Genomic DNA, 24,382 nt, shown 5'->3' on the forward strand with positions numbered 1-24,382 from the left:
CTTAAGCCCTAATTAGTTCCTTAAAACTTTTATCATCGGCAATTTCATCAAAATCAATGTCAAATGCCGCATCTTCTCGATATCTGGGATTCAGTTCAATTGCTTGTTGCAGATTTGCTAAAGCTAATTTCAGTTGTCTTTGCAGCGCATAACAAGCGGCTTTATTATAATAAGTGCTGGCATAGTTGGGATTAATTTCTAATGCTTTGTCAAAACTAGCGATCGCCTGATCATCCTCTCCTAATCTTACCAAAGCATAACCGCGTTTATCCCAGACTTTGGCAGAATTTGCATTAATATCAATAGCTTTGTCAAAACTGGCGATCGCATCTTCATATCTTTCCAATTCTATCAAAGCCAGACCCCGATTCAACCAAGCCACCGGATCATCAGGTTTAACTTGAGTCGCTTTGTCAAAAGAATCGAAAGCTTTTTGCTGTTGTCCTAGTTTACCAAAAGCCACACCGCGATCGCACCAAGCCTGATGATAATCTGGCTGAATTTCAATCGCCTTTTCATAGGCTGCGATCGCATCCTTGTAGCGTTGCAATCTCCCCAGAGTTAAACCCTGTTTTAACCAAGCAACATGATTCTCAGGATTAGCTGCTACCACATTATTATATAGTGCGATCGCCTCCGCATATTTTTTGGCAGCAAACAACTCATCTCCCCCTTGGAGATCATCATTAACTAACTCTTCAGCTTCTAGCTGAACTTCCTCAACTTCCGCCTTTTCCGGAACAGATAGCGGCGCACTATTCGCCAACTCCTGCAAAATTATATGTTTCCGTTCCTGAGCATCCAACTGTAACTCCGAAAGTTGAGATACAAAATCCGTCTCCAACCTTTCCAACTTTTCCAAAATTAGCAGCTTTTGTTGTTGAGCATTCAACTGTAATTCCGCAAATTGCGCCGTAAACTCCGAACCCGACACTTCTAAATTTGCAATAATTAGCTCTTTGCGCTTTTCCGCATCCACCTGTAACTCAGAAACTTGAGCTTCAAAATCAGATTTTAACGTAGTTAAACCTGCCAACACACTCTCTTTGTGTGCCTCTACCTCAGAATTTAACTCAGCTATTTGAGACTGAAACAAATGCTTTAACTCCCCTAAACCTGCCAAAGTTTTATCCTTCTCAGCTTCAGCATCTCCTCGCACACCAGCCAAGCTAGCCAAAAACCTCTCTTTCTCTTCCCTAGTCTCCGACTCCAAAACCGCAACTTCTGATTTAAATAACCTTTCTAACTCTCGAATATTCCCCAATATATCATTCTTCTCTGCCTCAACCTCCCCCTGTAAACTTGTCAAATTCGCCACAGTCCTCACCTGTTCCTGCTCACTTTCAGACTGCAACCTAGAAAGCTGTAAAATAAGTTCTTGCCGAGATTTTTCCACATCTTCTAGAGTTGTATGCTTGTGTTGTCCCACCTCCATCTGCAAATCATCAAGTTTCTGGATAAAATCAGACTCTAAATTTTCTAACCCCGCTATTGTTCTATCTCTTCTTTGTTCTGCTTCCAACTGCAACTGAGATAATTTCGTTACCAATTCCGACTCTAAATTTGCTTGTATCTCTTGAATTTTGGTTTCTAAATCTGCCAAAATATCATCTCTCGACTGCAACAACTCAGATGTCAAATTAGCTAAATTTTCTTGTTCTTTTGTAATATTTTGTTGCAAAGTTAAAACTTCTTGCGCCAATTCCCGATTCATCTTTTTCGATTCTTGAATCAGGTGTTCAGCATCTTGCTTCACAACTCGCAACTGATTTTGTAAATTTTCCACTCCTTCCAGCTGTGCCATTGCCCTATGGACAATCTCACGAATTGCCACCCTCCGCAACAGCCAGAATAAAGCAATCACCGCCACAGGAAACAGACTCAATATCACCAACCAGACATTAAATAAAACAGTTGTACTATTCAATGCAGGCTCTACCACCGCAGGAAGTGGCTCTGGAATCAGTTGTTGTCCCTGTAACTGAGCCAAATTTTCCGACTGCTGATTCCTCCCTCCAACTTCAACGGATAGTCTAGGTTGTCCACCAGCAACATCAGCAAACAGCAGCAATGGCGAAAAGACAACAGCGCTTTTCAACACTAAAGTCAGGAGAACTTGATTTTTGCGCTTCATAAGAACCATCCTGATTCTGGAGTCAGTTGTGGAAATGGCTTGCCCATATCCAATCTATACCAAATTTCATAGCCCAGGATATAAAAACCATAGTGACGATTGTGTTAAATTAGTATAGAAAAGAATTATCTGCAATATTGAATTGAGAGGAAACCATTATCGTAGTTAAAAAACAACTAATCAACTCCCAAATTAAGTCCAGTCAAGTCTACTTGATTGATCATGAGAACAATAACCGTGGTCTCATTGACACATCTGAAGCCCTAGCCTTAGCTGAAAGCGTAGAACTGGATCTAGTTTTAGTCTCCGAAGGTAAAGATGCACCAGTTGCCAAGATTCTGAACTATGGCAAACTCCAGTATCAAAAGAAAAAACGTCAGACCCAGAGTTCTAGACCCACTGTGAAAGAAGTTAGGTTCCGTCCTAACGTCGGTGCAGCTGACTATAATTTACGCATTGAACAAGCAGCTCAATGGTTGAGCAAAGGCGATTCAGTCAAGTTCGCTATTCGCTTACGTGGTAGAGAACATCAACATCGAGAGCAAGCTGGAGAAATGCTAGACCGTATCGTTAGCGCTCTCAGTGAAGTAGGAAAAGTCCAGTCCTTAGATAAACGCTCACTGATTGTTCAAGTTATTCCCGCTTAAATTAATTTTTCAGGGCTGTTGTATCCGTGACCAAAATTGTTGGTCTTCAGTAGCCCTGAGACATAGCGCTGGGGTTCCTATTCAGGTTCCGCAACGCCAAATTGAAACCTCTGGGGTGGCTGATATTAAACAGCTGACCCAGAGAAATTATTCTTGAGGTTCTTCAACAATGGGTTCAGATTCGCTTTCGGGTTCAGCTAGAACAGGAGGCGCAACTTTTACCGGTTTTGGCCCACGGGCTAGAGCCGGATTAACCTTTTGCCGAGTCTCCTCTTTAAAATTAGATTTTTTGTCACTGTTAGATGAGCGACGAGCAGGTTTCGAGCTTTTACGATCAGATTCCACCGGGGATAAAGCATCTCCATTTTCGGAACTGTCGCCTGTAACTGCTGGGGACTGACGTTCCGATTTCTTGATTGGGCGTTCCACCATTGTTAATTTTTATAAACTTATTCGTATATTACATCGGTTTGTTGACAACTGGCGATAAGTAGGCTGCTAATGAGTGCCAGAAGACTTAAGGCGATGAGCAAAAATAGAACCAATTACAGAAGTTAATCATATTTTAATTATCTACTATGTACAGATAGTTAGCTTGTGTGTAATCTTAAGAATATTAGGATTTATTCGGTGACAGTATTTGTTTTTAGTATTGACAGGTTTTCCCTTTTGGTCTTGACAAATTTAATTCTCCGCAATTTAAATCTATACTCAGTCATAATTTTGGAGACTATCCGATGTCGATTTACGTAGGCAACCTTTCTTACGAGGTTACAGAAGCAGACCTTAGTGGAGTATTCGCTGAATATGGCACTGTTAAGCGGGTTCAAGTACCTACTGACCGTGAAACAGGCCGGATGCGCGGCTTTGCTTTTGTAGAAATGGATACAGAAGCTGAAGAAGCAGCCGCCATCGAAGCTCTAGACGGTGCTGAATGGATGGGTCGTGGACTCAAAGTTAATAAGGCTAAACCCAAAGAAGACAGAGGTTCCTTTGGTGGTGGCAACAGAGGCGGCGGATATGGTGGTGGCGGTGGTGGTGGACGTAACCGCTACTAAACTTTAAACACGAAAATTTAACTTAGGGAAGAACAAAAACTAATTAACCAAGATTTCTAGGTGGACTGACTGCATTGAGTCTTATTATATTGCCTGTGTATTAACGACTTCCCGTTTACCCATGCAGAATTTCCCCCTAAAGATTGGACATTTTTTTTAGTTGTGATTCCCTAACCACCCCAGAAAGTCAGATATTAAGTCTGGCTTTTTTGTGTAAGGGTGATTGGCTAAAGTCTTAGCGCTCATCTTGTGAACAACATTTGTCAAATGCTACCGTCTACAAATCAACATAGGAGTTCAAGGTTTCTCTAACTATGAAGCGTAGACACAAAGTAGCTTACTGTTTGACATCACTAATCAGTTTCAGCTTAATTTCTAATTCTGCCATTGTCGCTGCACCACCCAGAAACCCAGACAAAACCGTCAACTGTGAAATTTTAGTTGTAGGCGGTGGACTTTCCGGCGTAGCTACAGCTTATGAGGGGTTACTAGCAGGGCGCAGAGTTTGCCTCACAGAAATCACCGATTGGTTGGGGGGTCAAATTTCTGCTCAAGGGACATCTGCATTAGACGAACGCCCCACCCAGCGCAGTCGGCAATTTTATTCTCGCGGCTACTTAGAATTGCGAAATCGCATTGAACGCAAGTATGGTCAGCTTAACCCTGGGGAATGCTGGGTAAGTGACTCTTGTTTTCTACCTCGTGATGCTCATACCGTCATGACTCAGATGCTGAAAGATGCAGAAAAGAGGGGTAGAGGCAAGTTAGAATGGTTTCCCAATACGGTGATCAAGGATTTAGAAGTTACACCTTCCACTGTTGAAGGCGGTGGACAATTAATTAGTAGTGCAGTTGCAATTCAATATCAGCCAGCCCCAGACGCACCACCACTTAACACCCTCACTCTAGCTCAGACAATTGAAGATGCTTATCGCTACGAAAACTCATCTCAGTTTACTAAAAATATTATTCGCTTATTACCCCAAAACACCGCCGGTAATGCTCCTAAATGGTATGTTGTAGACGCTAGCGAAACCGGGGAAATTATCGCCCTAGTTGATGTTCCCTACCGCCTGGGTATTGATCCTCGTTCCCACCTAGAACCTTCTTCTTCCAGCACCCAAAATAATCCTTATTGTACCCAAGGCTTTACTTACACCTTTGCAATGGAGGCCACCAAGGAACCCCAACCCCAAGAACAGCCACCATTTTATTCACAGTACGCCCCATATTTCAGCTACGAATTAGAGCGACTGGCAAACTTTGACTTAGTTTTTACCTATCGCCGCATTTGGAGTCCCCAACAGGGAGAACCAGCAACTTTCCGTGGGGTGAGATTTTCCACACCCACACCAGGGGATATTTCCATGCAAAACTGGACTTGGGGTAACGACTATCGTCCAGGAACCGCGCAAGATAACCTAGTTTATACTCGCCAACAGTTACAAGCTACCGGACAGTTGCAATCAGGAGGATGGATGGGGGGACTGCGGACAGAAACCCTCCGCAAAGGTGAAGAAAATGCCCTAGCTTACTATTATTGGCTAGTAGCGGGGACTACAGATTCCCAACTAGGTGAAGGTTTCAAACAGCAACACCCAAATAATCGCTTTATATCGGGCTTAGATTCCCCTATGGGAACAGCCCACGGCTTATCTAAATATCCCTATATGCGGGAAGGAAGACGCATTATTGGCCGTCCCAGTTGGGGTCAACCTGGAGGTTTTACCATTTGGGAAACTGATATTTCTCGCCGCGACTACAACGATGAGTATTACCGAAATACACTTCCTGCTGCTATGTACCGCAGGTTACAAGCAACACTGGCTGGTTTAGAAGCCGTATCTGTAATTACAGGTAAAAAACCACCTGAACAAGTCATGCGGCGAACACGTTCGACTATTTTCCCCGATTCTGTAGGTATTGGTCACTATGCCATAGACTTCCATCCTTGCATGGAGAACAGCCCCCCAGAAGCCCCTGGTAACAGAGAACTTCCCGGAGAGAGGCGAGGTGCTGGTCAAGCATATCCCTTCCAAATTGCCCTCAGAGCCATGATTCCCCAGAACATCGATAATTTGATTGTAGGGGGTAAAAGCATCGCCACCAGTCACATTGCGGCGGCTGCTTATCGGGTACACTCATTTGAATGGTCGGCTGGTGCTGCGGCGGGAACTACTGCGGCTTTTGCTTTGAAAAATCAAGTAGCACCTTACCAACTGGTAGAGAATTTACCGAAACCAGCACCACAATTAGAAGCCCTCAAGCGTCTTTTAGAGCAAAATGGCAATCCTACAGCTTTTCCTGATACTTCCATTTTTAATGAAGACTGGGAAAACTGGCGTTAGTTTTAGGGAGTAGGGAAAAGAGACAGGGGTGCAGGGTGCAGGGTGCAGGGTGCAGGGGGGAGAAGAGGGGTGTGGGAGGTGTGGGAGGTGTGGGGAGGGTGGGGAGAAAGATTTTTAGTCCTCAATACCCAGTTCCTAGTTTCTAGTCCCTAATTCCCAGTCCCCAATCCCCAGTTCCTAGTCCCCAGTCCCCAATCCCCAGTTCCTAGTCCCCAGTCCCCAATACCCGATCCCCAGACAATATACTAAACTAGTTATTTGTAGTGTAGTTTTGTAAAATTCTGTTGGCTTTCTGTTTTATGGTTACAAGACTTTCAGCAGCTGTATATGGAGCAAGTACAGCCCCAACTGTAGCTCCCGGAAAGACTACTCAAGTTACCCGCAAGATTTATCCCAATTACAAGGTGATTGTTTTAAACGATGATTTTAATACTTTTCAACACGTGTCTGAGTGTTTGATGAAGTATATTCCGGGAATGACCGGTGATTTGGCTTGGGATTTGACAAATCAGATACACTATGAAGGTCAAGCTATTGTTTGGGTGGGTCCCCAAGAAATGGCGGAACTGTATCATCAACAACTACGTCGAGCTGGTTTAACAATGGCTCCTTTAGAAGCGGCTTAATTATCATGGGTAAACCTGCTAAAGACGGGTCTGGCAAAGATGGCAGATTAGTCTGGAATCACTCAACTCATATTTCTGGTCTGATCCCAATTTTAGAACGTCTCTGTCAGCAGGATGGGATTCAAACTGTCACGCCTGGGGTAATTGGCCGGTCGAAGGGTCATTGTCCCAAAATGCAGCTGCGGGTATCTGTACCTATTCGTGGTGGTTACAAAGTTATTGCTCGTCATGGTAAGACCGTACAAGAGGTTTTTATCCTGACCACTTTAGACCAGGATAAATTTAAAGATTCGATTGCGATCGCCATGAAAATTAAATCAGTTTAATAGTCTATCTTCCATCATGCATCGATTGTTGACTATTCTTGCACACGGCGGATAGAAAATTTATGTAATGGCAGACTGAGAACGCAAGAAAAAGTTAAAAAATACGACAAAGCAATAGTGATTTTTACAGACATGAGTACAGTTTCCCACTCAGGTAAAATCAACTTTTCTAGCCCAAAGGCGAAACAGTACACTAGCCAGTAAGAAAAACTCATTCTAAAGAGAATTTTCTCTGTTTCTTCTAGATTATCTTTTGGCTGTTTGCCATCCCAAAGTAATAGCAGACCAGCAATACAAGCAACAAAAGATACAGCAACTACAAATTCGTGGCACATCAAATTGATTGAATTCATTTGCATAGATCCAATACTTTCCCGTTGAGATTCAGTCTAAAGGAATAATCTCACAATCCCCAAAATATATTTACAAACTGCAATAGATGCCTGCAATTTGCTTTAAGTAATGCAACGAAAGTTTGAGTTAGATTAATCTGACTAATTTTGATAATTTTTACTTTAAATTAAATAGTTTTGTAAAGCTAGCTTATAAAACTTATACACAGTTAATATGAAGCTGTATAAAAAAAAGGAAATGGATTGATCTCCAATTTAATATGAGATTTACACAAGACTGTAAGGATTCATAATTTTAACTGGTGTCAATTAGATAAGTCATAGTTCCACATTCCTGCCTGTGTCTCTATCACGTTCAAACAATGAGGCGATATCATCTTCGGTAGATTCTTCATCTATAAAACGTAGTCGCTCAAATAAAGGTAGTTCTTTTTTTTGTTGCTGCAAGTAATTAGATAATATTTTAATGACCGCTTCCTGTGGATTTTTATAGTGACTGACTGCGATAATTTCATTAATTAGTTCATCATCTATTGAGATAATAGTCATCGCTTTGCCCTCCGTTATGTAAAATCTAATTTATGCAATCTGAATAATTTTTTTAAGCTGATTGCATACTTGTAGAAATCAATCGTGTTTTTATTTTACGCATGGATGTAGTTTCTGGCTATGAAATAGATACCCTCTCTGAACCCCTCTCGCCTACTAGATATTATTGATGTTCACAAGCAGCAATACTTACCCAGGTACTAGAACCATCAAGCCAGTGTTCTTTTTTCCAAATGGGTGCATTATGTTTGAGAGTATCAATAGCATAAGCACAAGCGTCAAAGGCTTCACTACGATGGGGACAACCAACTGCTACTAATACGCTGATTTCTCCTACTTGCAAACGCCCGACGCGATGATAAATTACTACCCGATTTACATCAGTCCAGGAGGAACGAATATCAGCAGCTATTTGGTAAAAAACTCTTAACGCCATTGGTTCATAAGCTTGATATTCTAAAGCAACTACAGGTTGTCCATCGGTTTGATTGCGAACCATCCCACTCATTACCACCACCGCCCCGTTAGCTGCGTCGTTAGCTTTAGCGTAGATTTCTTCTAGGGACAATGGCGCAAAGGTGATGGCAAAACTATCTTGAGTTTTTGGTTTAATTGCAGAGGCTAGTGTATTGGACATAATTGATTTTCTAGAGATAGAGCATTTCCTAATTTAATAAAGTACAAAATTATCTGCGTTTATCTGCGTTCAATTATTACTGCTTTGAAATCACTTGCATGAGAATTGCTATACTGAGGATATATAAAAAGTTGTTTAATCTTAGAAGTTTTTGGGACGTCTATTATTAGATAAATTTACATTTAGAGTATACAGCAGCTTGACCACAATACTGATGTTGATCATCGAAAAGATTCCAGAGAATACCGTCGTCGATTTGAAAGCGTTTACCTGTGCTGGTGATTCGCACACCAGAAAAATAGCTAAAGCCTTTATTTGCAGCTTCTGCTAATAACCGATCTCGTTCTTCCTGTACTACTGCTTCAGCTGTTTTTCGTGAAGGTATGCTGGTAAATTGCTCCCAAGACATTTCCCATTGTTCTAAAGCTTTGCGGTTTCCGTAATTAAAAATCGGATTTGCTTGTGTACCGTGACTCGCTAAAATAAACGGCGCTTCAAATAACCGTTGGGCTATTTCTGCGGATGAACCACTCACATCCAACAAAGAATATCCTAGCCAATGCTGAAAACTGTGAAGAATGTGTTGACTGTGAATGATTATAGTCTCTTGCTGCCAAGGAAATTCAATGATGCTATTCATGGTTAAGGTAATTACAAACTTATACACTAGTTCTGAGGATAGCTTACTGGCGATCGCGCATATTGGATTATATACAGGATTCTCTCAGGCTGATTATAAAAACAGGTGTAATCTCCTTTAAGTTTTTGTAATATAATTTCAAAGTTTTGATACTAATTTAAATTTTACTGTTATTAATGGAAAATATGGCTTTTTCATACTATGGAGGGATAGCAAAAATCACCAATAATATCTTCCTTCTGGATAATTTAAACTTTTATGATAATTATGCTCAAAATTATGAGAATTTCTGCCTAGAGTTTAAATTATGTTACATAAGTGGAGTGCTTACTTTAACTGTATGCTAAAGTATATTCAAATATCTAAAAATATGTTTATTAAATATTCTTTAGATGTTGACATTACATCCCTAAAAATTGATGCTTGATTTCAATGCCTTAGCTGAATTTTCCCGCTCCAATTGCATAAGCATTTGTGCGTTTCTTGTGCCAGCCAACATCATTACTTCATTGGTAACTGTTATCCTGACAGTATTGCATCGCCCAATGCATCAAGTATGGAAAGCTGCGGGATTGGCCAGCATTTTTGCTGTAATCATGATCTTCCATGTCTTTACTTGGTTTATGATTGGGGTGGTGATGTTGCCTACATATATATTACTTTCTCTGGCAATCAGTTGTTTGCTGACTAACTTTGTCGCTATTCTTTGGCACAACCGCTACATTCAAAGTCAAAGTCAGCCTCAAACTTTAATTCTCTGCACCTCTGCGCCTCTGAGTGAAGAACATTAATTAAACAATGCCTTTAATAGTGTATGCTGCCCAATAATAAGGATGACTGTAAACTATTGTGTCGGGCGGCATTTTGCTAGTTCTATATAAATATGTAGCTAAATAAGCCTTAAGTGTTAAATCTTCAACATCTAAATTATTTAATAAGTCTTCATACCACTTTGTGAGTTCAAATGCAGTCAGTTCTTGCAGCCATGATGTAGCCTCAGCTAAGGCGATAACTGGTGATTTATTTAGCTGTAGTCTTCTGTAAAATTCAATCATGACTAAAGTGTTAGCAGGTGATTCTACTTCCCAGAGGGTAGTTACGACGTGGGGGACTCCTTTGGATACAAGACTATTGGCTAAATCTACATATTCGCTGGTAATGGGATATTTTTTATTGTTGTTATTTTCATGGGCGGAGAGATTTACTAATTTGTAATTATTTAAGTTAGTTAGGTAGATTTCTTCTAAGGTAAGTTTCTCTTGATTTAGTAATAGTAATGCTGATTTTTTGGGATCACTGAGATTGTGATGCACACGCCCGATAAAATGCAAGATATGATATTCTGGTAAGGCGGTTAGGACTTGATTTTTTGTAGCATGATCTCCTGGGATAATGCGGGAATTATTAAACATTTCGCTGATAATTTCCGAGGCAAATTTAGCGAGTGTGATTGAGGAGTTGTTTTCAATACTCAGGAAGTTTTGCTGACTTAATGGGGATATAGTTTGAGGTGTGAGAGATAAGCCTTTCTGTACACTAGGTAAGTAGCTAATGTTTAAGTGATGGGAGGGCGGATTTAGGGAAAACAGGCTATGAAGAGGTAGTTGATGTAAGTCTCGGTGGGGAATTAATATCAGTTGGCTGATGTCTTCCAATTCTTGGGTAATGGTGGCAATTTGCAGAATCTCTTGGAGTTGCGCGAGTTTTTCTGCCATTTGGACTCGCCAAATATGCTGAGTTTTGCTGTGTTTATCAGGGTTTTGATGCAGATATGTTTGGTATTTTTGATGCCAATCTTCTAGCCAATTTTCAAATTCAATTAACCGTCTGACACCTTCTGGTAAAGGTAATTCTTCAGAGTCTATTATGCCGATATCTTGGATGGGTGTAAAGAGTAAGATGGGTGATGGGGCTTGGTCTTTGATGATGAATGTATGTAAGGAGACTGGGCTAATATGCCAGTAAATTATTGCTGTGTGGGGATTGAGGAGTTTTTGAACTGAACTGTAGTAGTGTGAGTAAATCTGTTCTTGCCAATCAGATAATAGCCAGGTGATGCAGGAGTTTTTGCCTTGTTCTGCCATTTCCCAGGCTTCTACTAGGTCGCCGGACTCGACTGCTAAATCAACTTCTAATTGACCAATTCCAGCAAATTTCAGGGCTAGTTGTTTTTTATTGGTATCAGTACGGGGTGATTGGGTGAGGAGTTGGGCTAATAAGTCTGCGGCTTGTTGTTGTAGTTGTTGTGCTTGTGCTGTGTCACCTAAACCCAGGTATGTTTTGGTGAGAGATTGCAAAACTTCTAAGTGCAATTCGCTAAAGTCTTCTATGGTTAGGGTTGATAGGGCTTGCTGATATTCTGCTATGGCTTGATGCCAATAGTAACGGGTTTGGGGGGATTTTTTGCCCTGTTCGTAGTGTGTATTCCCTGTGGCGATGTGTAGTCTTCCCCAACCTTCTGGGTGGGTGTCTGGGTAAAGATGTTTTAATGCTTCTGCATAGGTTGCTAGTTGTCCTGTATAGCCGGTTTGCTGTAGGGCTGAATTGCTGTTTGGGGTGGGTAGATGACCTATGGCTGTTCCTCGTCCCATCCAGGCTTCCCAATAGTCGGGTTTGATTTCTAAGGCGTTGTCGTAGGCGAAGATGGCTTGGTCAAATCTGTCTAGGTAAGATAGGGCTAAGGCTTGGTTGTACCAAGCTAGGTGAAAGTCGGGTTTGATTTCTATGGCTTTTTGATAGGAGGCGATCGCCTGTTCTCGTTCTCCTAAGTTTTCTAAGGCGATACCCCGGTTATACCAAGCTAGGTAGAGGTCTGGTTGCTGGGCTAGTGCTTGATCCCAGGAGGCGATCGCGTCAGACCAATGACCTAAAGTAAATAACACTACACCCCGGTCAATCCAAACTTCATGGAAATCGGGTTGAATTTCTATGGCTTGGTCGTAAGAGGCGATCGCATCGGTAAATTGTTCAACTACAGCTAAGGCGATACCTCGGTAATACCAGTTGTCTGCATTTTCTGGTTCTAGATGTAAGGCTTGGTCATAATTGGCGATCGCTTCGGGAATTTGTCCTAATTTTAATAGGGCTAAAGCTTTGCTGGATAAACCTTCTGGATGTTGCGGTTTAATTGCTATGGCTTGGTCAAAACAGGCGATCGCATCGGTAAATTCTCCTAACTCGCCGTAAATTCTCCCCCGATGACACCATGCTTTGTAGTGATGGGGTTTGAGTGTGATGGCTTGGTCGTAAGCGGCGATCGCCCCTGTAAAATCTTGTAAATGAAATAAAGTTAAACCCCGATTAAACCAATATTCCGCCACATCAGGATTAATTTCTATAGCTTGATCATAAGCGGCGATCGCTCCCTGTAAATCACCTGTTTTCGCTAACTGAAGACCATGATAAAACCAATCTTCCCCCGCATCCTGGTGATTAACCATAGTAGGAGACAGATTAGCAGCTAGCTGTTGGACTAAACTGGTACTTTGATCCAACCTCACCAACAACTCATCCAAGGTTTCCGCCACATTAGGTTGTAAATTCACCAAGGACTGATACCAATTACCCGGAGAAGATGTAATTACTGTTGGCGATGCTAATGGAATCATCTGATTTTTTTCTACTTCTGCAACTGGCTTTTCCGGGGGTGTAGCTACAATTGGCGCAGTAGTTGCAGTTGCTGGAACTGCATATTCCCAAATTACTTCTGCTGGATTTTCCGCAACAGGATCAACTTCAGGTGCTGGTGGTTCATTCCCTAACCATTCACCTAAGTCTGTAACTAAGTCCTGTCCTGGAGAATCTAAAGGATCATTGACAATTTCCGACTTTCTAGATTCTTCTTGATAGGGAACACCCAATTTCCCAGTCAATAACCGGATACCAATATCATAAGAGAGTTCACCCACTGTCCCAATGCCCAATTCCCCCAATTGCATCATCTTTTGGGCTAACTGATGATTAGGGGATGGTGATAACAGCAATTTTTCCCCAAATATCAGCAGCCAATCGATCCAGCGATCAACACTAATCCGATCCTCCATGCGTTGGAGATATTCGATCGCCCATTGTTGTCCTCTTCCTTGCTGTACCCCAGTCAACAACTCGTTAAATAAAACCTCCAGATCCGCATTAGTTAACTGAGGGAGTGGTTGTTCTACCTCTAACTCCCTAGAAGCCTCAAAAGAAAGACTCTGATGATGATCAACGGGATGGTTTAAAAACTTGTTAAGCCTCTGGAATAGCTGCGTGAGCATCTGCCATAATTGTGGGTTGGGTCTCTCCTTGATTGTAGCGATCGTTGTGTCAAAAAAAAATCAGTAATTCAGAGACGTGATGAATAAAGTCGCCATGATCAATGTGGGAAATAAAAGGGAATCACCCCATAAATCCCGCCACACAATACTCAGAGACTCATAAACAAAAGCCATTCAACACTTAAGTCTGGTCTGTATTGGATGCACTGGGCGAATGATATTGATTGATCAGTTCCTGAATAATCTTTTCTGGATCATCAGTTTCAATTCCCAGTTGTTGGGAAATTTGCTGACGTAAATTCTGATCTTGCTGCAACATGACAAACAGCTGATCCAGAGTGACAGTTTGGGTTGTTCCCTCTGCGGGCAAATTTTCATCCTGACTGACTTGTTCTGGGACTGGATGGTTTTCTGGGAGGGGTGAAGTTGTGTTGACTGCATCTGGTCCGTCATATTCCCATATTGGTTCCCCTTGATTGCGTCTCAACAACTGCATTCCAATATCTAAGGACACATTTCCCACTTCACCAATACCAACTTCCCCCAGTTTCACTAAACGAGCTGCTAATTCATTATTAGGTGTAGGTGAGGCTAATAATCTTTCGCCAAAGCGCCGTAACCATTCTACCCAACGTTCAGTAGAGACACGATCTTCAATATTATGTAGCCACTTTTGCGCCCAATCCTGTCCTCTAGCCTGATACACTCCTTCTACCAGTTGATTGAAGAGAAATTCTAAATCAGTATCGGTTAAAGGTGGTGCTGGTTTTTCCGCACTATGATCCCTAACTTTGGCGCGAGTGGGTTATCCGCCAAACAAGTTACGAAAAAGACCTTTTAACCATTGAATGAGCCGCCTAAACATTTTGGTTGCACCCTTGAGTATTGTTTACTAAAATTTGTAGACTGGAAAGCTTGTGTTTTTTCTAGGTTATGACAGATACATGACTGATGTACAAAAAGTTTAGAATAGTCCCATCCCACACTCGACCGAGTGCTACTAACCAAAGTTGAAAGGCACTGAAGTCTTCCATCCATGTCTTACGAACCCCTCCACCATAAATATCGCCCCAAGAGTTTTGCTGAACTGGTGGGACAAGAGGCGATCGCTACTACCCTCACCAACGCGATCCGCACAGCTAAAATTGCCCCAGCCTATTTGTTTACAGGCCCCAGAGGCACGGGAAAGACTTCTAGCGCCCGGATTCTCGCTAAATCTTTAAATTGTCTCAACAGTGACCAACCCACTGCTGAACCCTGTGGAGTGTGTGATGTTTGTCAAGGCATTACTAAGGGTTATTCTCTCGATGTGATAGAAATTGATGCTGCTAGTAATACTGGTGTTGATAATATCCGTGAGTTGATCGAAAAGGCGCAGTTTGCCCCGGTACAGTGTCGCTACAAGGTTTATGTGGTAGATGAATGTCTGACTGGAGATTCTCTGGTTTTAACTGATCAAGGACTCGTCAGAATTGATAATCCTAGTATCAAGGGTAAGAAGGTGATGAGTTACAACGACTCATCAGGCGAGTGGCAATTCAAGCAAGTTGTCAGGTGGTTAGATCAAGGAGAACGTCAAACCCTGGTTATCAAGACGAATAACCGAGAAATTAGATGTACGGGTAATCATCTAATCAGAACAGATCAGGGATGGATAGCAGCAAAAGACGTAAAAGAAGGAGCGAAGATACTATCTCCTGTGAATGTGGGTGCGGTACCCTCATTTATAAATTTGGTGTCGATGGACGCATCCGGCGATTCGTTAGCGGACACCAGTTTAAAGGCAATACATCCGGGCAAAAATCTTATAACCTGGAATCTATTCTTCAACAAGCTGAATTATTTAGACCTTTCTGTGCTTGCGGGTGTGGCGAAAAGCTTAATATCCCCACATTTTTACAAAAAAAAGGTAGGGGAATTGGCAGCATCCAGTCTCACTGGAAAAGACATCCATACAAAAAAGGACACGGAAATTGGGAACTCAGAACAGAAAAGTTTCTTGCCAATGCTGCGGTTTTACAACCCGATGCCCTTGGACTTATCTATGGAACCTTACTGGGAGACGGCTCCATCTCTTACCCTAATAAATACAGCCGATTCCCCAGATTGTGCTGGACACACGCACAAAAGCAGCAAGAATGGTTGGAATACAAAGCCAAGCGCCTTCAAGAATTACGTCCACAACTGCGAATTGTCATTAACAAAGGGTACGGAAACACCTCAGTTACCTGCAACACCGTTTGTCATCCCCAACTCAAAGATGTCTTTGAAGTTGTCAAACCAAATGGGGATCAAAAACTTGTCTCTATGGACTGGCTTAATCGAATTACCCCAGAGGGACTGGCTTGGTGGTTTTGCGATGATGGATCACTCAGCCTTACTCCACAAGGCAGTCCACAGATTCAATTGCATACTGAAGGATTTTCTGTCACAGAAAATCAACTCATTGCTACTTGGCTTACCTCAATGGGATACCCAGCCGCAAGTAAGTTTTACACCAGAAGTAGTACAGGACAGAAATACTACTACATCTGGATGGGGGCAAGAACTAGTAGACAATGGTTGGCAGACCTCAAACAATATTCAATCCCCTCAATGGATTACAAGTTTGGAGACGGTCGAATCTGTTCACCTCGCTGGAGTTGAACGAGTCTATGACATTGAAGTGGCAGATAATCACAACTTTGTGGCAAATGGGCTTTTGGTGCATAATTGCCATATGCTCAGTACGGCGGCATTCAACGCGTTACTAAAAACATTAGAAGAACCACCGAAGCACGTAGTTTTTGTTTTAGCGACAACAGACCCGCAGCGAGTCTTACCAACGATTATTTCACGCTGCCAAAGATTTGATTTTAGACGTATTCAGTTGGAGGCGATGGTTAATCATTTAAGTGCGATCGCCTCTAAAGAAAGTATTAATATTTCTGCTGATGCTGTCACCTTGATTGGGCAAATTGCTCAGGGAGGATTGCGAGATGCAGAAAGTCTACTAGATCAATTAGCTTTGACTGTGGGTGAAGTGACACCTGACAAAGTTTGGGATTTAGTCGGTTCGGTGAGTGAACAAGACTTAATTGCCTTATTGAATGCGATCGCACAAAATCGAGCCGAAGGAGTTTTAGATTGTAGCCGGAAAATCCTCGATAGTGGAAGAGAACCGCTAATTATTCTGCAAAATCTCGCCGCTTTATACAGAGATTTGCTCATAGCCCAAACAGCAGCTAATCGCCAGGATTTAGTTACTTGTACTCAGCAAACCTGGACAGCGTTGCTGGAATTGTCCCAAAAACTCGACATGAGTACAATTTTGCGGGGACAGCAACACCTACGCACAGCAGAAGTGCAAATTAAAAATACTACTCAGCCCCGCTTATGGTTGGAAGTAACACTACTAGGATTATTGCCGAGTGCAAATGTTCAAACCCAAGCTGCAAGCACACCTCAGCGAGTAAATGCGCCGACTGTAGCTCCAAATTATTCCCCAGTTGCTGCTGCACCACCTCAGCCGACAAATCATAATCAGACGGTTAACCCAGTATCTGCACCTCAGCCGACAAATCAAAATCAAACGGTTAACCCAGTATCTGCGCCTCAGCCGACAAATCAAAATCCGGTTCATCCAACTCCAACCACACCAGAACCTCAAACTCAAGCACCAGCACCTGTAAATAGTGAACCAGCACCACAGGAAGTTACTACACAATCAGAGTATGACTTAACTCAAGTTTGGCAACAGGTGTGTATAAATATTCAGATGCCTTCTCGACAAGCTTTACTGGGTCAAATGTGCGAGATTTCAGAGTTTACCGGGAACGTGGTTCGGATTGCTGTCAAAGGCGCTTGGTTAGACACGCTTAAATCTGATCTACCAGTTATTAAGGCTGCTTTCCAACATATTTTTCAACGCGAAATTCAGGTTTATCTGGAAAAAGGAAATTCTTCTACTTCTAAATCAACAAGAACAAATCCTCAACCACAAAATCCTCCTCCCGTTCAGCAACCACCAGCACCCAACTATAATCAGCAAGTTCAATCCTTTGCACCAGCTACGCCAACACCAGCAGCAACACCAGCCAAAAACGAATCAACGACAAGTACAGCTAGAGTACAAACCTTACCCCCGCAACAAACACAAAGGCCTCTGGCTGAATGGGAAACTGATGAAGTGGTAGTTGCAGCCAAGCGTCTAGCGGATTTCTTCAATGGTCAGGTTATCCGCCTCACAGACGATGCAGTTGATTCGCCTGAATCTATAGCTATATCTGATGGCTTGGATGAACCAGAAATAGATGATGATTAAATTAGGATTTATGCTTAAGATTCTTTTTGTTAATACTTTGAAATTCTTTTAGAGTTTTAACTATTTTCTTAAAAGTCTTTATTCTCACCCCAAAGCGGCGTTTAAATGCTCTTGGTTTTAGTTGTTGGATGTATTTATAGTTCATTTTTTCATCACCTCAGATTCTGATAATGACAGAATGTGATTTTATCTTTTTTTGGTGATGTTTTTTCTGTCAGACGTTCCGCGATGACAACTATCGCTACAAATACCCCAGACATCAATTTAGTTATCTCATCCCATTAAGATTAAGAAAATTAACCATCATAAAACAAAATCAATTCTGCAAGAGATCTATTAACCAACTATTATCTCGTATATCTAATCAGGAAATACTAGATATCTTGACAATAATTTTAACAATTGCACCCGATGAGAATGTAAAAAGAAATGATTTCCTGGTAGCATTTCCATAGAAAAATTACCAGTTGTATGTTGTTTCCATGCTGCTAATTCTTCTGGGGTAACTTCCGTATCTTCCAAACCTCCCAATGCTGTGATTCCACAGGATAATGGTGCTGATTCTGTATAAATATAAGTTTCTAAAACCGCAAAATCTGCCCTTAAAGTTGGTGATATCAGTTCCATTAATTCTCTATTTTCTAAGACTGATGCTGGCGTACCATTATAACGGCGTAATTCTTGGATAAAATCTGGCTGTGGTAAATTATGAATGGGTGGCTTTGTTTCGGGAATATGAGGCGCAGTTGCACCAGATATGAATAAATGTAATGGAGTTAAATCATGTTTTTGTTGCAAATAACGTGCTAGCTCAAAACATATTAAACCACCCATGCTATGACCAAAGAAAGCAAAGGGTTGATTTAAATTTGGTAATATTGCTTGGCTGAGTGCATTTATTAAAGGTTGTAGATGATTAAAAGGTGTTTCAATTAGCCGATTTTCTCTTCCTGGTAACTGCACTGCACAAATCTCTATTTTGTGGTTTAATTGTTTGTACCATTCCCGAAAAATAGATGCTCCACCTCCAGCATAGGGAAAGCAAAATAACCGTAATTTTGCTTGGGGGTTTGGTTGAGGAAATATTAGCCAAGGATTTTGGGTTTTAATAAAGTTCATCATCAAAGGTGGTAATTTTTTATGCTGATTTACAAATAGGTACTAGAAGAATTGTTTGATGTCTCCCCTTATTGGGCTAGGGTATATAGCAATTCCCATTCAAGTGAGGTACAAGCAGTAATAATTAAACGCAGATGAACGCAGATAAACGCAGATAAACGCAGATAATTGTGTAGCTTCTTAGACTAGGAAATGCTATACACACAAGTCGGTAAATTCTCTTTTTTGTTATAACACCCCACCCCTAGCCCCTCCCCGGAAGTGAGGATAGGAACTGGATTTACATCTTTGCTGAATCAAAGTATGAAATGCCAAAATTACCATTATTTTTCTTTGTACTTTTGGGCTTTTGCGTGAGGTAGATACAAATATATTATATTTAGGACTTACGCAAAAATTGCTGAAAAGCTTAATTTATCGTTCGCGTAGCGTGCGCGAAGCGCATACCGCCAAGTCGCCAAGAACTCGTAGAGTGTGCGTAAGTTCTAATATTAAAGATGGTTTTTTTCTGGTTTCTGCTTTCTGGGTTTGATTAATTTTAACCATTCTCTAAAAGGTAAAATGGCTGCTTCCCAAAGATGATTATGAGTTTCTCCTGTTGTTAGTCCGGTTGGGGGAAACTCTCCCTTTTGCGGATGATAATAAGAGCCAAAGATAATGTCCCAAATGGGAAAAAATACGGCATAATTTTTATCAATGTGTTCTGGTTGATATGAGTGATGGATTCTGTGGTGTTGTGGACTAGCAATGATAGGGGATAATTTGCCTGATCCTAAGCGTAAGTTCATGTGAATAAACTGTAACCACAAAATTTCTATGAATGCTAATAAACCAGCTTGTATGGGTTGAATATTAAATAATAATGTCATAGGCAGGATTATAAACAAGAGAACTAATGGCTCTTCTAACCAATGTACTCTTCTAGAACTGGTGACATTTAAGGAAACTTCGCTATGATGAAATTTGTGCTGTTCCCATAAAAATGAATTGGTATGTTGACATCGGTGGAACCAATAATAAAAAAAGTCAACAATCAAAAAGTAAAGTATGATTCCAAAAAATGTTTCTATCCCATTTCTTGGTTCTGGTAAGGTTAAATAGGCTCCACCTAACCAATTACGTGTTAATTCTACTAATGTGGCAATACCAATAGCATTCATTAAAAATGCCAATAAAGTATAGACAATGTACCACTTTAAGTTAAAAAGAATATGACGAAATGGCTGGTTTGGCTCGGCTGGTCGCAATCTTTCGATGAGAAGAAATACACCATACATTAGAAGTCCTTGCAGCACATATTTCACGAAGATGGAGATATTATCAATCCATTCCATAATTAATAACCCTATTTTTTGTGTGGGGAATACGGCGGAATACGGTTCATTTAAAGAACCACACTCTTTGTTAAAGTCATGTCTTGACGTTAGAGTAGTGCTATTATTTCTTAATATAGCAACTGACAAACTTTTTCTGTGGGACTAATGATTTTACTAATTTACCACAAGTATACTAAGTTAGTTGCAAATCTATCTCAATTTATGCGGTGAGATATATGATTAATTGGAGTATTTTTTTGGCTGCACTTGGCAGTACAGGGATTGAATTTTTAGAAGTGGTGGCGATCGCCTATGCTATTGGTAGGTCTGGCTATGTGAGAGAGGCTATTTGGGGTTCCCTCGTCGGCTTAATCTTAGTCTTATCTGTGGCGATCGGACTAGGAAATGGGTTACAATTTTTACCACTACAACCATTACAAATCCTGATTGGATCATTGCTGTTGTGGTTCGGCTGGGGATGGGCAAAGAAGTCTGTACGCAGACTAGCAAGCGGAAGACGAGCAGGCTGGATTGACGACGATGTATTAGAAAAAGAAGGTATTACATTAGACCAAGAATCTCCAGGATTTAGCAAACTCAATTTCTTGATTATGACCAAAAGCGTGGCTCTGGAAGCCTTGGAAATTGTTGTCATTGTCATCACTTTAGGTTTAGCAACCAGTGCATGGTATGAGGCGATCGCAGGTACAGGCTTTGCTTTATTATTATCCTTAGTGGTGGTAATTTTCTTACATCAGTATTTGTTAAAACTGCCAGAAGTGTTAATCAAACTAGGTGCTGGAGTCATGCTCAGTGCAATGGGAACCTTCTGGTTAGGGGAAGGTATAGGGCTAGAATTTCCCTTAGATGAATTTTTTATCTTAATTTTAATCGCATTTTATGGTTTCACGGCGGGAATTTCCGTGTATTGGCTCAAAAATCAACTGGTGACATGAAAAAATTAAATGATGATTGTCGCTACTGCTCCGTAGTTTCTCAAGCTAACCGCGAAGATCCCATTGGTACAGCCGGGACAGTAGATGAATGGTTGCTGGTGGAAGTACCCCAACCTTGGAAAACCGACCTTTGGCAAGAAAAACCGCAGTTTCAACCATTGCTGCAAGTTGTAGAAAAGTTAGCATCTCAACCTTTACGATACTTCAAAACTAGACTATTAGCGATCGCACCGAATAAAATTCACACTCATCCAGAACTTGTCCGCATTTTCCACTACAAACGTCCAGCCAAGTTATTTGCTCAATACACCAAGCAAGAATATTTACTTCCCCTCGCTGAAATCGCGCCCCTTGCAGAAGCTATATTATTTCAACCCCGTCAACTCATCCACTTTCAAACCTACCAACAACCAACAGCAAACATTCGGGAAATTCTCATCTGTACCCATGCTAACTATGACCGAGCTTGTGGAAGATTTGGTTATCCCCTATACCAACAACTACAAAAAAAATATGCCACAGCTACAGAAAATCTGCGAGTGTGGGAAACTAATCATTTTGGCGGACATCAATTTGCTCCCACATTAATTGACTTTCCTAACGGACAAGTTTGGGGACATTTAGAACTTGATATTTTAGATTGTTTAATTTATCGTCAAGGTGATGTTTCTCAATTGCGCCCTTTCTATCGTGGGTGGACGGGTTTAAGCAAATTTGAGCAAATAGCAGAACGGGAAATTTGGATGCAGCAGGGGTGGAACTGGTTGGAATATCCCAAAAGTGGGCGCATATTAGCCCAGGAGCCAGGAGGAATCGTAAAAATGCTCCTGAAACCTATTTTTAACAACCTTCCCTTCCCCAAATTAAAGCTTTTAGTTGCACGTTGGAATGAGCAAGCAACATGGGCTAAAGTTGGAATTAATTACAATGGGGGTGAATACTCAGCCCTCGTCAAACAAACCGGAACAGTGACAACAAAACTCAAATCCGGCGATGATGTCCCTTTGACAAGGGTTAATCAGTATGCTGTGGAAAAACTGCGAAAAATAGATTAAATTTTTTCCACACTCAAACCCGACGCAATAACCGCCTTTTGGCACAAATCTAAAGAAGGATCACCGGCTATTACCAGTCGCTGCAAATTATGTGCGATCGCAATCATATCTTCTTGTGGCAACCAGGGAAACACTACCAACTCTCCTGGCTGAGAAAACATCGTAATTAGTTGCTCTAAAGTATTTGTTTGGAAATCCGCAGGTTGAAGCACAATCAATGTTCTAGCTTCCTCAATCAGCCACTCATGATCCCAATCATCCGCAGTCACAGCCACAGCCAAAGCAATAAGAGGAATATTGGCAAAAAACTTTGGTGAAGCCGTATCTCCATGAAATATCAAATGCTGCTTACCTAAGCGTAACCATTGACTACTACTTGGGTTCGCAGTAATTTCTTGAACTTTTTGCTCAATAACATCACTATGATTAGTAGTTTTTGGGCAATTAGGGATAATAGAGATAATTTCTGATGTGGGATTCAGTGGTAATTCTTCTGGTTTTTCAGCTACTTTTTCTTGTTGATGCTTAATATTGTGGACTAATTCTTTATGGGTGATGCGCTTACCTGTTTTCGCTTCTTGTAAATATTGCTCCCGCAAATTTTCAGGTGTGGAAGGCGCAGCTAAGAGATAAAGAGCTGAAGTAGCAATATCAATTTGTGCAAGATTTGCACGATTCCCAAAAGTTTCGTACACGTTAATAAAATTATAAGCCGTGCGACGACTCCAACCAAATTCGGCTTTTAGCCAAGTTTCAAACTGGCCATGCTTCAATTGAGCGCGCACCTCCGCCAAACTTTGTCCAATCTCCCAAATATCTTGAGCAGTTTTTCGTAACTGTTCTCTAATTTCGCTGGTGCGTTGTTCAACAAGCGATCGCTGTTCGGGAGTGAGAATGCCATAATCAAAACTAGCTAAAATATTCTCTTTCGGATTCTGACGCTTTGAATTAATCATAATTATCAGTTTGTAAATCCATTAAATAAACATTTCACCTACCTTAGCTCGCTGACAGGATAAAAAAGCACAAGTTTATATTACTCAGTTGCAGCTACAATCACTATGTTACAACAATTTTCATGTATTTAGACCACACTCAAGTATTTCTCTCTGCGCCTCTGCGCCTCTGCGTGAGATAAGAAAGATTTTGCAAGCAGCATTTTTAACAGAGTCTTCTGTGCCTATTAATTCAGGTGACAACAAAAAGACTTGACAAAGTAGACTATTTATTGATTTATTGAGAATAATTACTAAACAGAAAAATAGATTCTAAGCAATATTTGCCAAAAAACATCGGTGTAAATGAATACCTACAACCAACATTTTTTTCACTAGTTTATGAAAACCCCCTTGCTACCATCGGTAAACAGTTCCTTGTTAGAAGTTGATCATGTTTTTATCTGTCTGGAGACAGCACCGGAAGTAGAATTTTTTGCGAAACATGGACTAACTGTTTCTCGCACTTCTGTCAAACAACCGGAAAGAGGTACAGCCTCGCAGATTATTTTTTTTGAGAATTTTTATTTAGAGTTTATCTGGGTTGAGGATGAAATCGCTGCGGAAATTTATGCAGTTCGTACAGGGATAGATTTTTTAGGGCGGACTTATGACTATAACAATAAATATTCTCCCTTTGGGATTGCTCTACGTCAGCAATCTGGGAGAAAACGCTTTTTAGAAGAGTATAAAATTAGCTATTCATCGCCCGGAGAATCAGAATTATTACTGAGTTTTTCCAGTGAAAATTTAGTCACTCAAACCGAACCGTTGTGTTTTGTCATTCCTGATGCGATCGCTCTCCCTACACTAACAAGAAATTTTCCCCATTTACAATACCAGTGGATGTCCCATAGCTTGGGGCTAAAAAAAATGACAGGAATGGAGATTTCTAGCACTTGTGAAAATGCTTTCACTCAACCTTTGGCGCTGTTATCACAAGATGGCGTAGTGCAAATTGAGTATGGTTCACCTTGTATACAATTAAACTTTGATAATTGTGTAAAACGAGGTGTCATAGATGCGCGCAAAATTGATATACCTCTGATATTGAAATTTTAAAT

20 protein-coding genes and 2 pseudogenes are annotated in these 24,382 nt (G+C 41.1%); 10 read left to right on the top strand and 12 right to left on the bottom strand.

The window, feature by feature from the left end:
• Window position 1: 1 nt before the first annotated feature.
• The gene (locus ACM0OP_RS00970; protein WP_414526521.1) at window positions 2–2,134 is read right to left on the bottom strand and encodes a tetratricopeptide repeat protein; all 2,133 of its coding nucleotides are present in this window, start codon (window positions 2,132–2,134) and stop codon (window positions 2–4) included.
• A 179-nt stretch (window positions 2,135–2,313) separates the two neighbouring features.
• Between ACM0OP_RS00970 and infC the strand changes: the two genes are divergently transcribed.
• Window positions 2,314–2,781 (top strand): translation initiation factor IF-3, encoded by a 468-nt coding sequence (gene infC / locus ACM0OP_RS00975; RefSeq protein ID WP_414526623.1) that lies wholly within the window; start codon window positions 2,314–2,316, stop codon window positions 2,779–2,781.
• A gap of 147 nt (window positions 2,782–2,928) precedes the next feature.
• Here the strand turns inward: infC and ACM0OP_RS00980 are convergent, their stop codons facing one another.
• Window positions 2,929–3,213, bottom strand: a complete 285-nt coding sequence (locus tag ACM0OP_RS00980) for a hypothetical protein (RefSeq protein ID WP_414526522.1) — start codon at window positions 3,211–3,213, stop codon at window positions 2,929–2,931.
• Between the two features lie 305 nt (window positions 3,214–3,518).
• On the opposite strand from ACM0OP_RS00980, the gene ACM0OP_RS00985 reads away from it, so the two are divergent.
• From ACM0OP_RS00985 to ACM0OP_RS01000, 4 genes are all read left to right on the top strand, one after another.
• Entirely contained in the window at window positions 3,519–3,839 is a 321-nt protein-coding gene (locus ACM0OP_RS00985) for an RNA recognition motif domain-containing protein (RefSeq protein ID WP_414526523.1), read from the top strand.
• Between the two features lie 314 nt (window positions 3,840–4,153).
• On the top strand, window positions 4,154–6,187 hold the full coding sequence (locus tag ACM0OP_RS00990) for an FAD-dependent oxidoreductase (RefSeq protein ID WP_414526524.1): 2,034 nt from the start codon (window positions 4,154–4,156) through the stop codon (window positions 6,185–6,187).
• A 299-nt stretch (window positions 6,188–6,486) separates the two neighbouring features.
• The gene (clpS, locus tag ACM0OP_RS00995; RefSeq protein WP_414526525.1) at window positions 6,487–6,813 is read left to right on the top strand and encodes an ATP-dependent Clp protease adapter ClpS; all 327 of its coding nucleotides are present in this window, start codon (window positions 6,487–6,489) and stop codon (window positions 6,811–6,813) included.
• Window positions 6,814–6,818: 5 nt separating this feature from the next.
• On the top strand, window positions 6,819–7,139 hold the full coding sequence (locus ACM0OP_RS01000) for a DUF2103 domain-containing protein (RefSeq protein WP_414526526.1): 321 nt from the start codon (window positions 6,819–6,821) through the stop codon (window positions 7,137–7,139).
• A 32-nt stretch (window positions 7,140–7,171) separates the two neighbouring features.
• Here the strand turns inward: ACM0OP_RS01000 and ACM0OP_RS01005 are convergent, their stop codons facing one another.
• The 4 genes from ACM0OP_RS01005 to ACM0OP_RS01020 all read right to left on the bottom strand — a co-directional run bounded on the left by ACM0OP_RS01005 (window position 7,172) and on the right by ACM0OP_RS01020 (window position 9,318).
• Window positions 7,172–7,498 carry a hypothetical protein gene (locus ACM0OP_RS01005; RefSeq protein WP_414526527.1) on the bottom strand — a complete coding sequence of 109 codons (327 nt, stop codon included), beginning with the start codon at window positions 7,496–7,498 and terminating at the stop codon, window positions 7,172–7,174.
• 312 nt (window positions 7,499–7,810) lie between these two features.
• The gene (locus ACM0OP_RS01010) at window positions 7,811–8,041 is read right to left on the bottom strand and encodes a type II toxin-antitoxin system VapB family antitoxin (RefSeq protein ID WP_414526528.1); all 231 of its coding nucleotides are present in this window, start codon (window positions 8,039–8,041) and stop codon (window positions 7,811–7,813) included.
• A 163-nt stretch (window positions 8,042–8,204) separates the two neighbouring features.
• The gene (locus tag ACM0OP_RS01015; RefSeq protein ID WP_414526529.1) at window positions 8,205–8,678 is read right to left on the bottom strand and encodes a molybdenum cofactor biosynthesis protein MoaE; all 474 of its coding nucleotides are present in this window, start codon (window positions 8,676–8,678) and stop codon (window positions 8,205–8,207) included.
• Window positions 8,679–8,844: 166 nt separating this feature from the next.
• Window positions 8,845–9,318 (bottom strand): MEKHLA domain-containing protein, encoded by a 474-nt coding sequence (locus ACM0OP_RS01020; protein WP_414526530.1) that lies wholly within the window; start codon window positions 9,316–9,318, stop codon window positions 8,845–8,847.
• A gap of 419 nt (window positions 9,319–9,737) precedes the next feature.
• Between ACM0OP_RS01020 and ACM0OP_RS01025 the strand changes: the two genes are divergently transcribed.
• Window positions 9,738–10,109, top strand: a complete 372-nt coding sequence (locus tag ACM0OP_RS01025; protein ID WP_414526531.1) for a hypothetical protein — start codon at window positions 9,738–9,740, stop codon at window positions 10,107–10,109.
• Here the strand turns inward: ACM0OP_RS01025 and ACM0OP_RS01030 are convergent, their stop codons facing one another.
• Both ACM0OP_RS01030 and ACM0OP_RS01035 read right to left on the bottom strand, forming a co-directional pair.
• The gene (locus tag ACM0OP_RS01030; protein ID WP_414526532.1) at window positions 10,110–13,574 is read right to left on the bottom strand and encodes a CHAT domain-containing protein; all 3,465 of its coding nucleotides are present in this window, start codon (window positions 13,572–13,574) and stop codon (window positions 10,110–10,112) included. It abuts the gene before it with no gap.
• 181 nt (window positions 13,575–13,755) lie between these two features.
• Window positions 13,756–14,439, bottom strand: a pseudogene (locus tag ACM0OP_RS01035) (hypothetical protein).
• A 171-nt stretch (window positions 14,440–14,610) separates the two neighbouring features.
• Here ACM0OP_RS01035 and dnaX point away from each other — a divergent pair.
• A complete protein-coding gene (gene dnaX / locus ACM0OP_RS01040; protein WP_414526534.1) occupies window positions 14,611–17,877 on the top strand; it encodes a DNA polymerase III subunit gamma/tau in 3,267 nt (1,088 codons plus the stop codon).
• 25 nt (window positions 17,878–17,902) lie between these two features.
• On the opposite strand, the pseudogene ACM0OP_RS01045 reads toward dnaX, so the two are convergent.
• From ACM0OP_RS01045 to ACM0OP_RS01055, 3 genes and pseudogenes are all read right to left on the bottom strand, one after another.
• A pseudogene (locus ACM0OP_RS01045) lies at window positions 17,903–18,022 on the bottom strand (IS5/IS1182 family transposase); the annotation flags it as partial.
• 215 nt (window positions 18,023–18,237) lie between these two features.
• The gene (locus ACM0OP_RS01050) at window positions 18,238–18,996 is read right to left on the bottom strand and encodes a thioesterase II family protein (RefSeq protein ID WP_414526624.1); all 759 of its coding nucleotides are present in this window, start codon (window positions 18,994–18,996) and stop codon (window positions 18,238–18,240) included.
• Window positions 18,997–19,487: 491 nt separating this feature from the next.
• The gene (locus ACM0OP_RS01055) at window positions 19,488–20,330 is read right to left on the bottom strand and encodes a sterol desaturase family protein (RefSeq protein WP_414526535.1); all 843 of its coding nucleotides are present in this window, start codon (window positions 20,328–20,330) and stop codon (window positions 19,488–19,490) included.
• Between the two features lie 218 nt (window positions 20,331–20,548).
• Between ACM0OP_RS01055 and ACM0OP_RS01060 the strand changes: the two genes are divergently transcribed.
• Complete coding sequence (locus ACM0OP_RS01060) at window positions 20,549–21,268, top strand: COG4280 domain-containing protein (protein WP_414526536.1); 720 nt, start codon at window positions 20,549–20,551, stop codon at window positions 21,266–21,268.
• Window positions 21,265–22,323, top strand: a complete 1,059-nt coding sequence (locus tag ACM0OP_RS01065; RefSeq protein WP_414526625.1) for a sucrase ferredoxin — start codon at window positions 21,265–21,267, stop codon at window positions 22,321–22,323. Before ACM0OP_RS01060 ends, ACM0OP_RS01065 begins: the two co-directional genes overlap by 4 nt.
• Here the strand turns inward: ACM0OP_RS01065 and ACM0OP_RS01070 are convergent.
• A complete protein-coding gene (locus ACM0OP_RS01070; protein WP_414526537.1) occupies window positions 22,320–23,279 on the bottom strand; it encodes a DUF3102 domain-containing protein in 960 nt (319 codons plus the stop codon). The genes ACM0OP_RS01065 and ACM0OP_RS01070 overlap by 4 nt on opposite strands.
• A gap of 381 nt (window positions 23,280–23,660) precedes the next feature.
• Here ACM0OP_RS01070 and ACM0OP_RS01075 point away from each other — a divergent pair, with 381 nt between their 5' ends.
• The gene (locus tag ACM0OP_RS01075; RefSeq protein WP_414526538.1) at window positions 23,661–24,380 is read left to right on the top strand and encodes a VOC family protein; all 720 of its coding nucleotides are present in this window, start codon (window positions 23,661–23,663) and stop codon (window positions 24,378–24,380) included.
• Window positions 24,381–24,382 lie beyond the last annotated feature (2 nt).

Origin of the sequence: Nodularia chucula CCY0103 (assembly GCF_963923915.1) — a bacterium.
Taxonomy (GTDB): Bacteria; Cyanobacteriota; Cyanobacteriia; order Cyanobacteriales; family Nostocaceae; genus Nodularia; species Nodularia chucula.

Excerpts from the sequence above, each read along its gene's own strand:
- ACM0OP_RS00990 (WP_414526524.1), top strand. The coding sequence starts at position 4,154 with ATGAAGCGTAGACACAAAGTAGCTTACTGTTTGACATCACTAATCAGT.
- ACM0OP_RS00985 (WP_414526523.1), top strand. The coding sequence starts at position 3,519 with ATGTCGATTTACGTAGGCAACCTTTCTTACGAGGTTACAGAAGCAGAC.
- ACM0OP_RS01030 (WP_414526532.1), bottom strand. The coding sequence starts at position 13,574 with ATGCTCACGCAGCTATTCCAGAGGCTTAACAAGTTTTTAAACCATCCC.
- ACM0OP_RS01005 (WP_414526527.1), bottom strand. The coding sequence starts at position 7,498 with ATGCAAATGAATTCAATCAATTTGATGTGCCACGAATTTGTAGTTGCT.
- ACM0OP_RS01070 (WP_414526537.1), bottom strand. The coding sequence starts at position 23,279 with ATGATTAATTCAAAGCGTCAGAATCCGAAAGAGAATATTTTAGCTAGT.
- ACM0OP_RS01055 (WP_414526535.1), bottom strand. The coding sequence starts at position 20,330 with ATGGAATGGATTGATAATATCTCCATCTTCGTGAAATATGTGCTGCAA.
- ACM0OP_RS01065 (WP_414526625.1), top strand. The coding sequence starts at position 21,265 with ATGAAAAAATTAAATGATGATTGTCGCTACTGCTCCGTAGTTTCTCAA.
- ACM0OP_RS01010 (WP_414526528.1), bottom strand. The coding sequence starts at position 8,041 with ATGACTATTATCTCAATAGATGATGAACTAATTAATGAAATTATCGCA.
- ACM0OP_RS01025 (WP_414526531.1), top strand. The coding sequence starts at position 9,738 with ATGCTTGATTTCAATGCCTTAGCTGAATTTTCCCGCTCCAATTGCATA.
- ACM0OP_RS01050 (WP_414526624.1), bottom strand. The coding sequence starts at position 18,996 with ATGAACTTTATTAAAACCCAAAATCCTTGGCTAATATTTCCTCAACCA.
- ACM0OP_RS00980 (WP_414526522.1), bottom strand. The coding sequence starts at position 3,213 with ATGGTGGAACGCCCAATCAAGAAATCGGAACGTCAGTCCCCAGCAGTT.
- ACM0OP_RS01020 (WP_414526530.1), bottom strand. The coding sequence starts at position 9,318 with ATGAATAGCATCATTGAATTTCCTTGGCAGCAAGAGACTATAATCATT.
- ACM0OP_RS00970 (WP_414526521.1), bottom strand. The coding sequence starts at position 2,134 with ATGAAGCGCAAAAATCAAGTTCTCCTGACTTTAGTGTTGAAAAGCGCT.
- dnaX (WP_414526534.1), top strand. The coding sequence starts at position 14,611 with ATGTCTTACGAACCCCTCCACCATAAATATCGCCCCAAGAGTTTTGCT.
- ACM0OP_RS01075 (WP_414526538.1), top strand. The coding sequence starts at position 23,661 with ATGAAAACCCCCTTGCTACCATCGGTAAACAGTTCCTTGTTAGAAGTT.
- ACM0OP_RS01000 (WP_414526526.1), top strand. The coding sequence starts at position 6,819 with ATGGGTAAACCTGCTAAAGACGGGTCTGGCAAAGATGGCAGATTAGTC.
- ACM0OP_RS01060 (WP_414526536.1), top strand. The coding sequence starts at position 20,549 with ATGATTAATTGGAGTATTTTTTTGGCTGCACTTGGCAGTACAGGGATT.
- ACM0OP_RS01015 (WP_414526529.1), bottom strand. The coding sequence starts at position 8,678 with ATGTCCAATACACTAGCCTCTGCAATTAAACCAAAAACTCAAGATAGT.
- clpS (WP_414526525.1), top strand. The coding sequence starts at position 6,487 with ATGGTTACAAGACTTTCAGCAGCTGTATATGGAGCAAGTACAGCCCCA.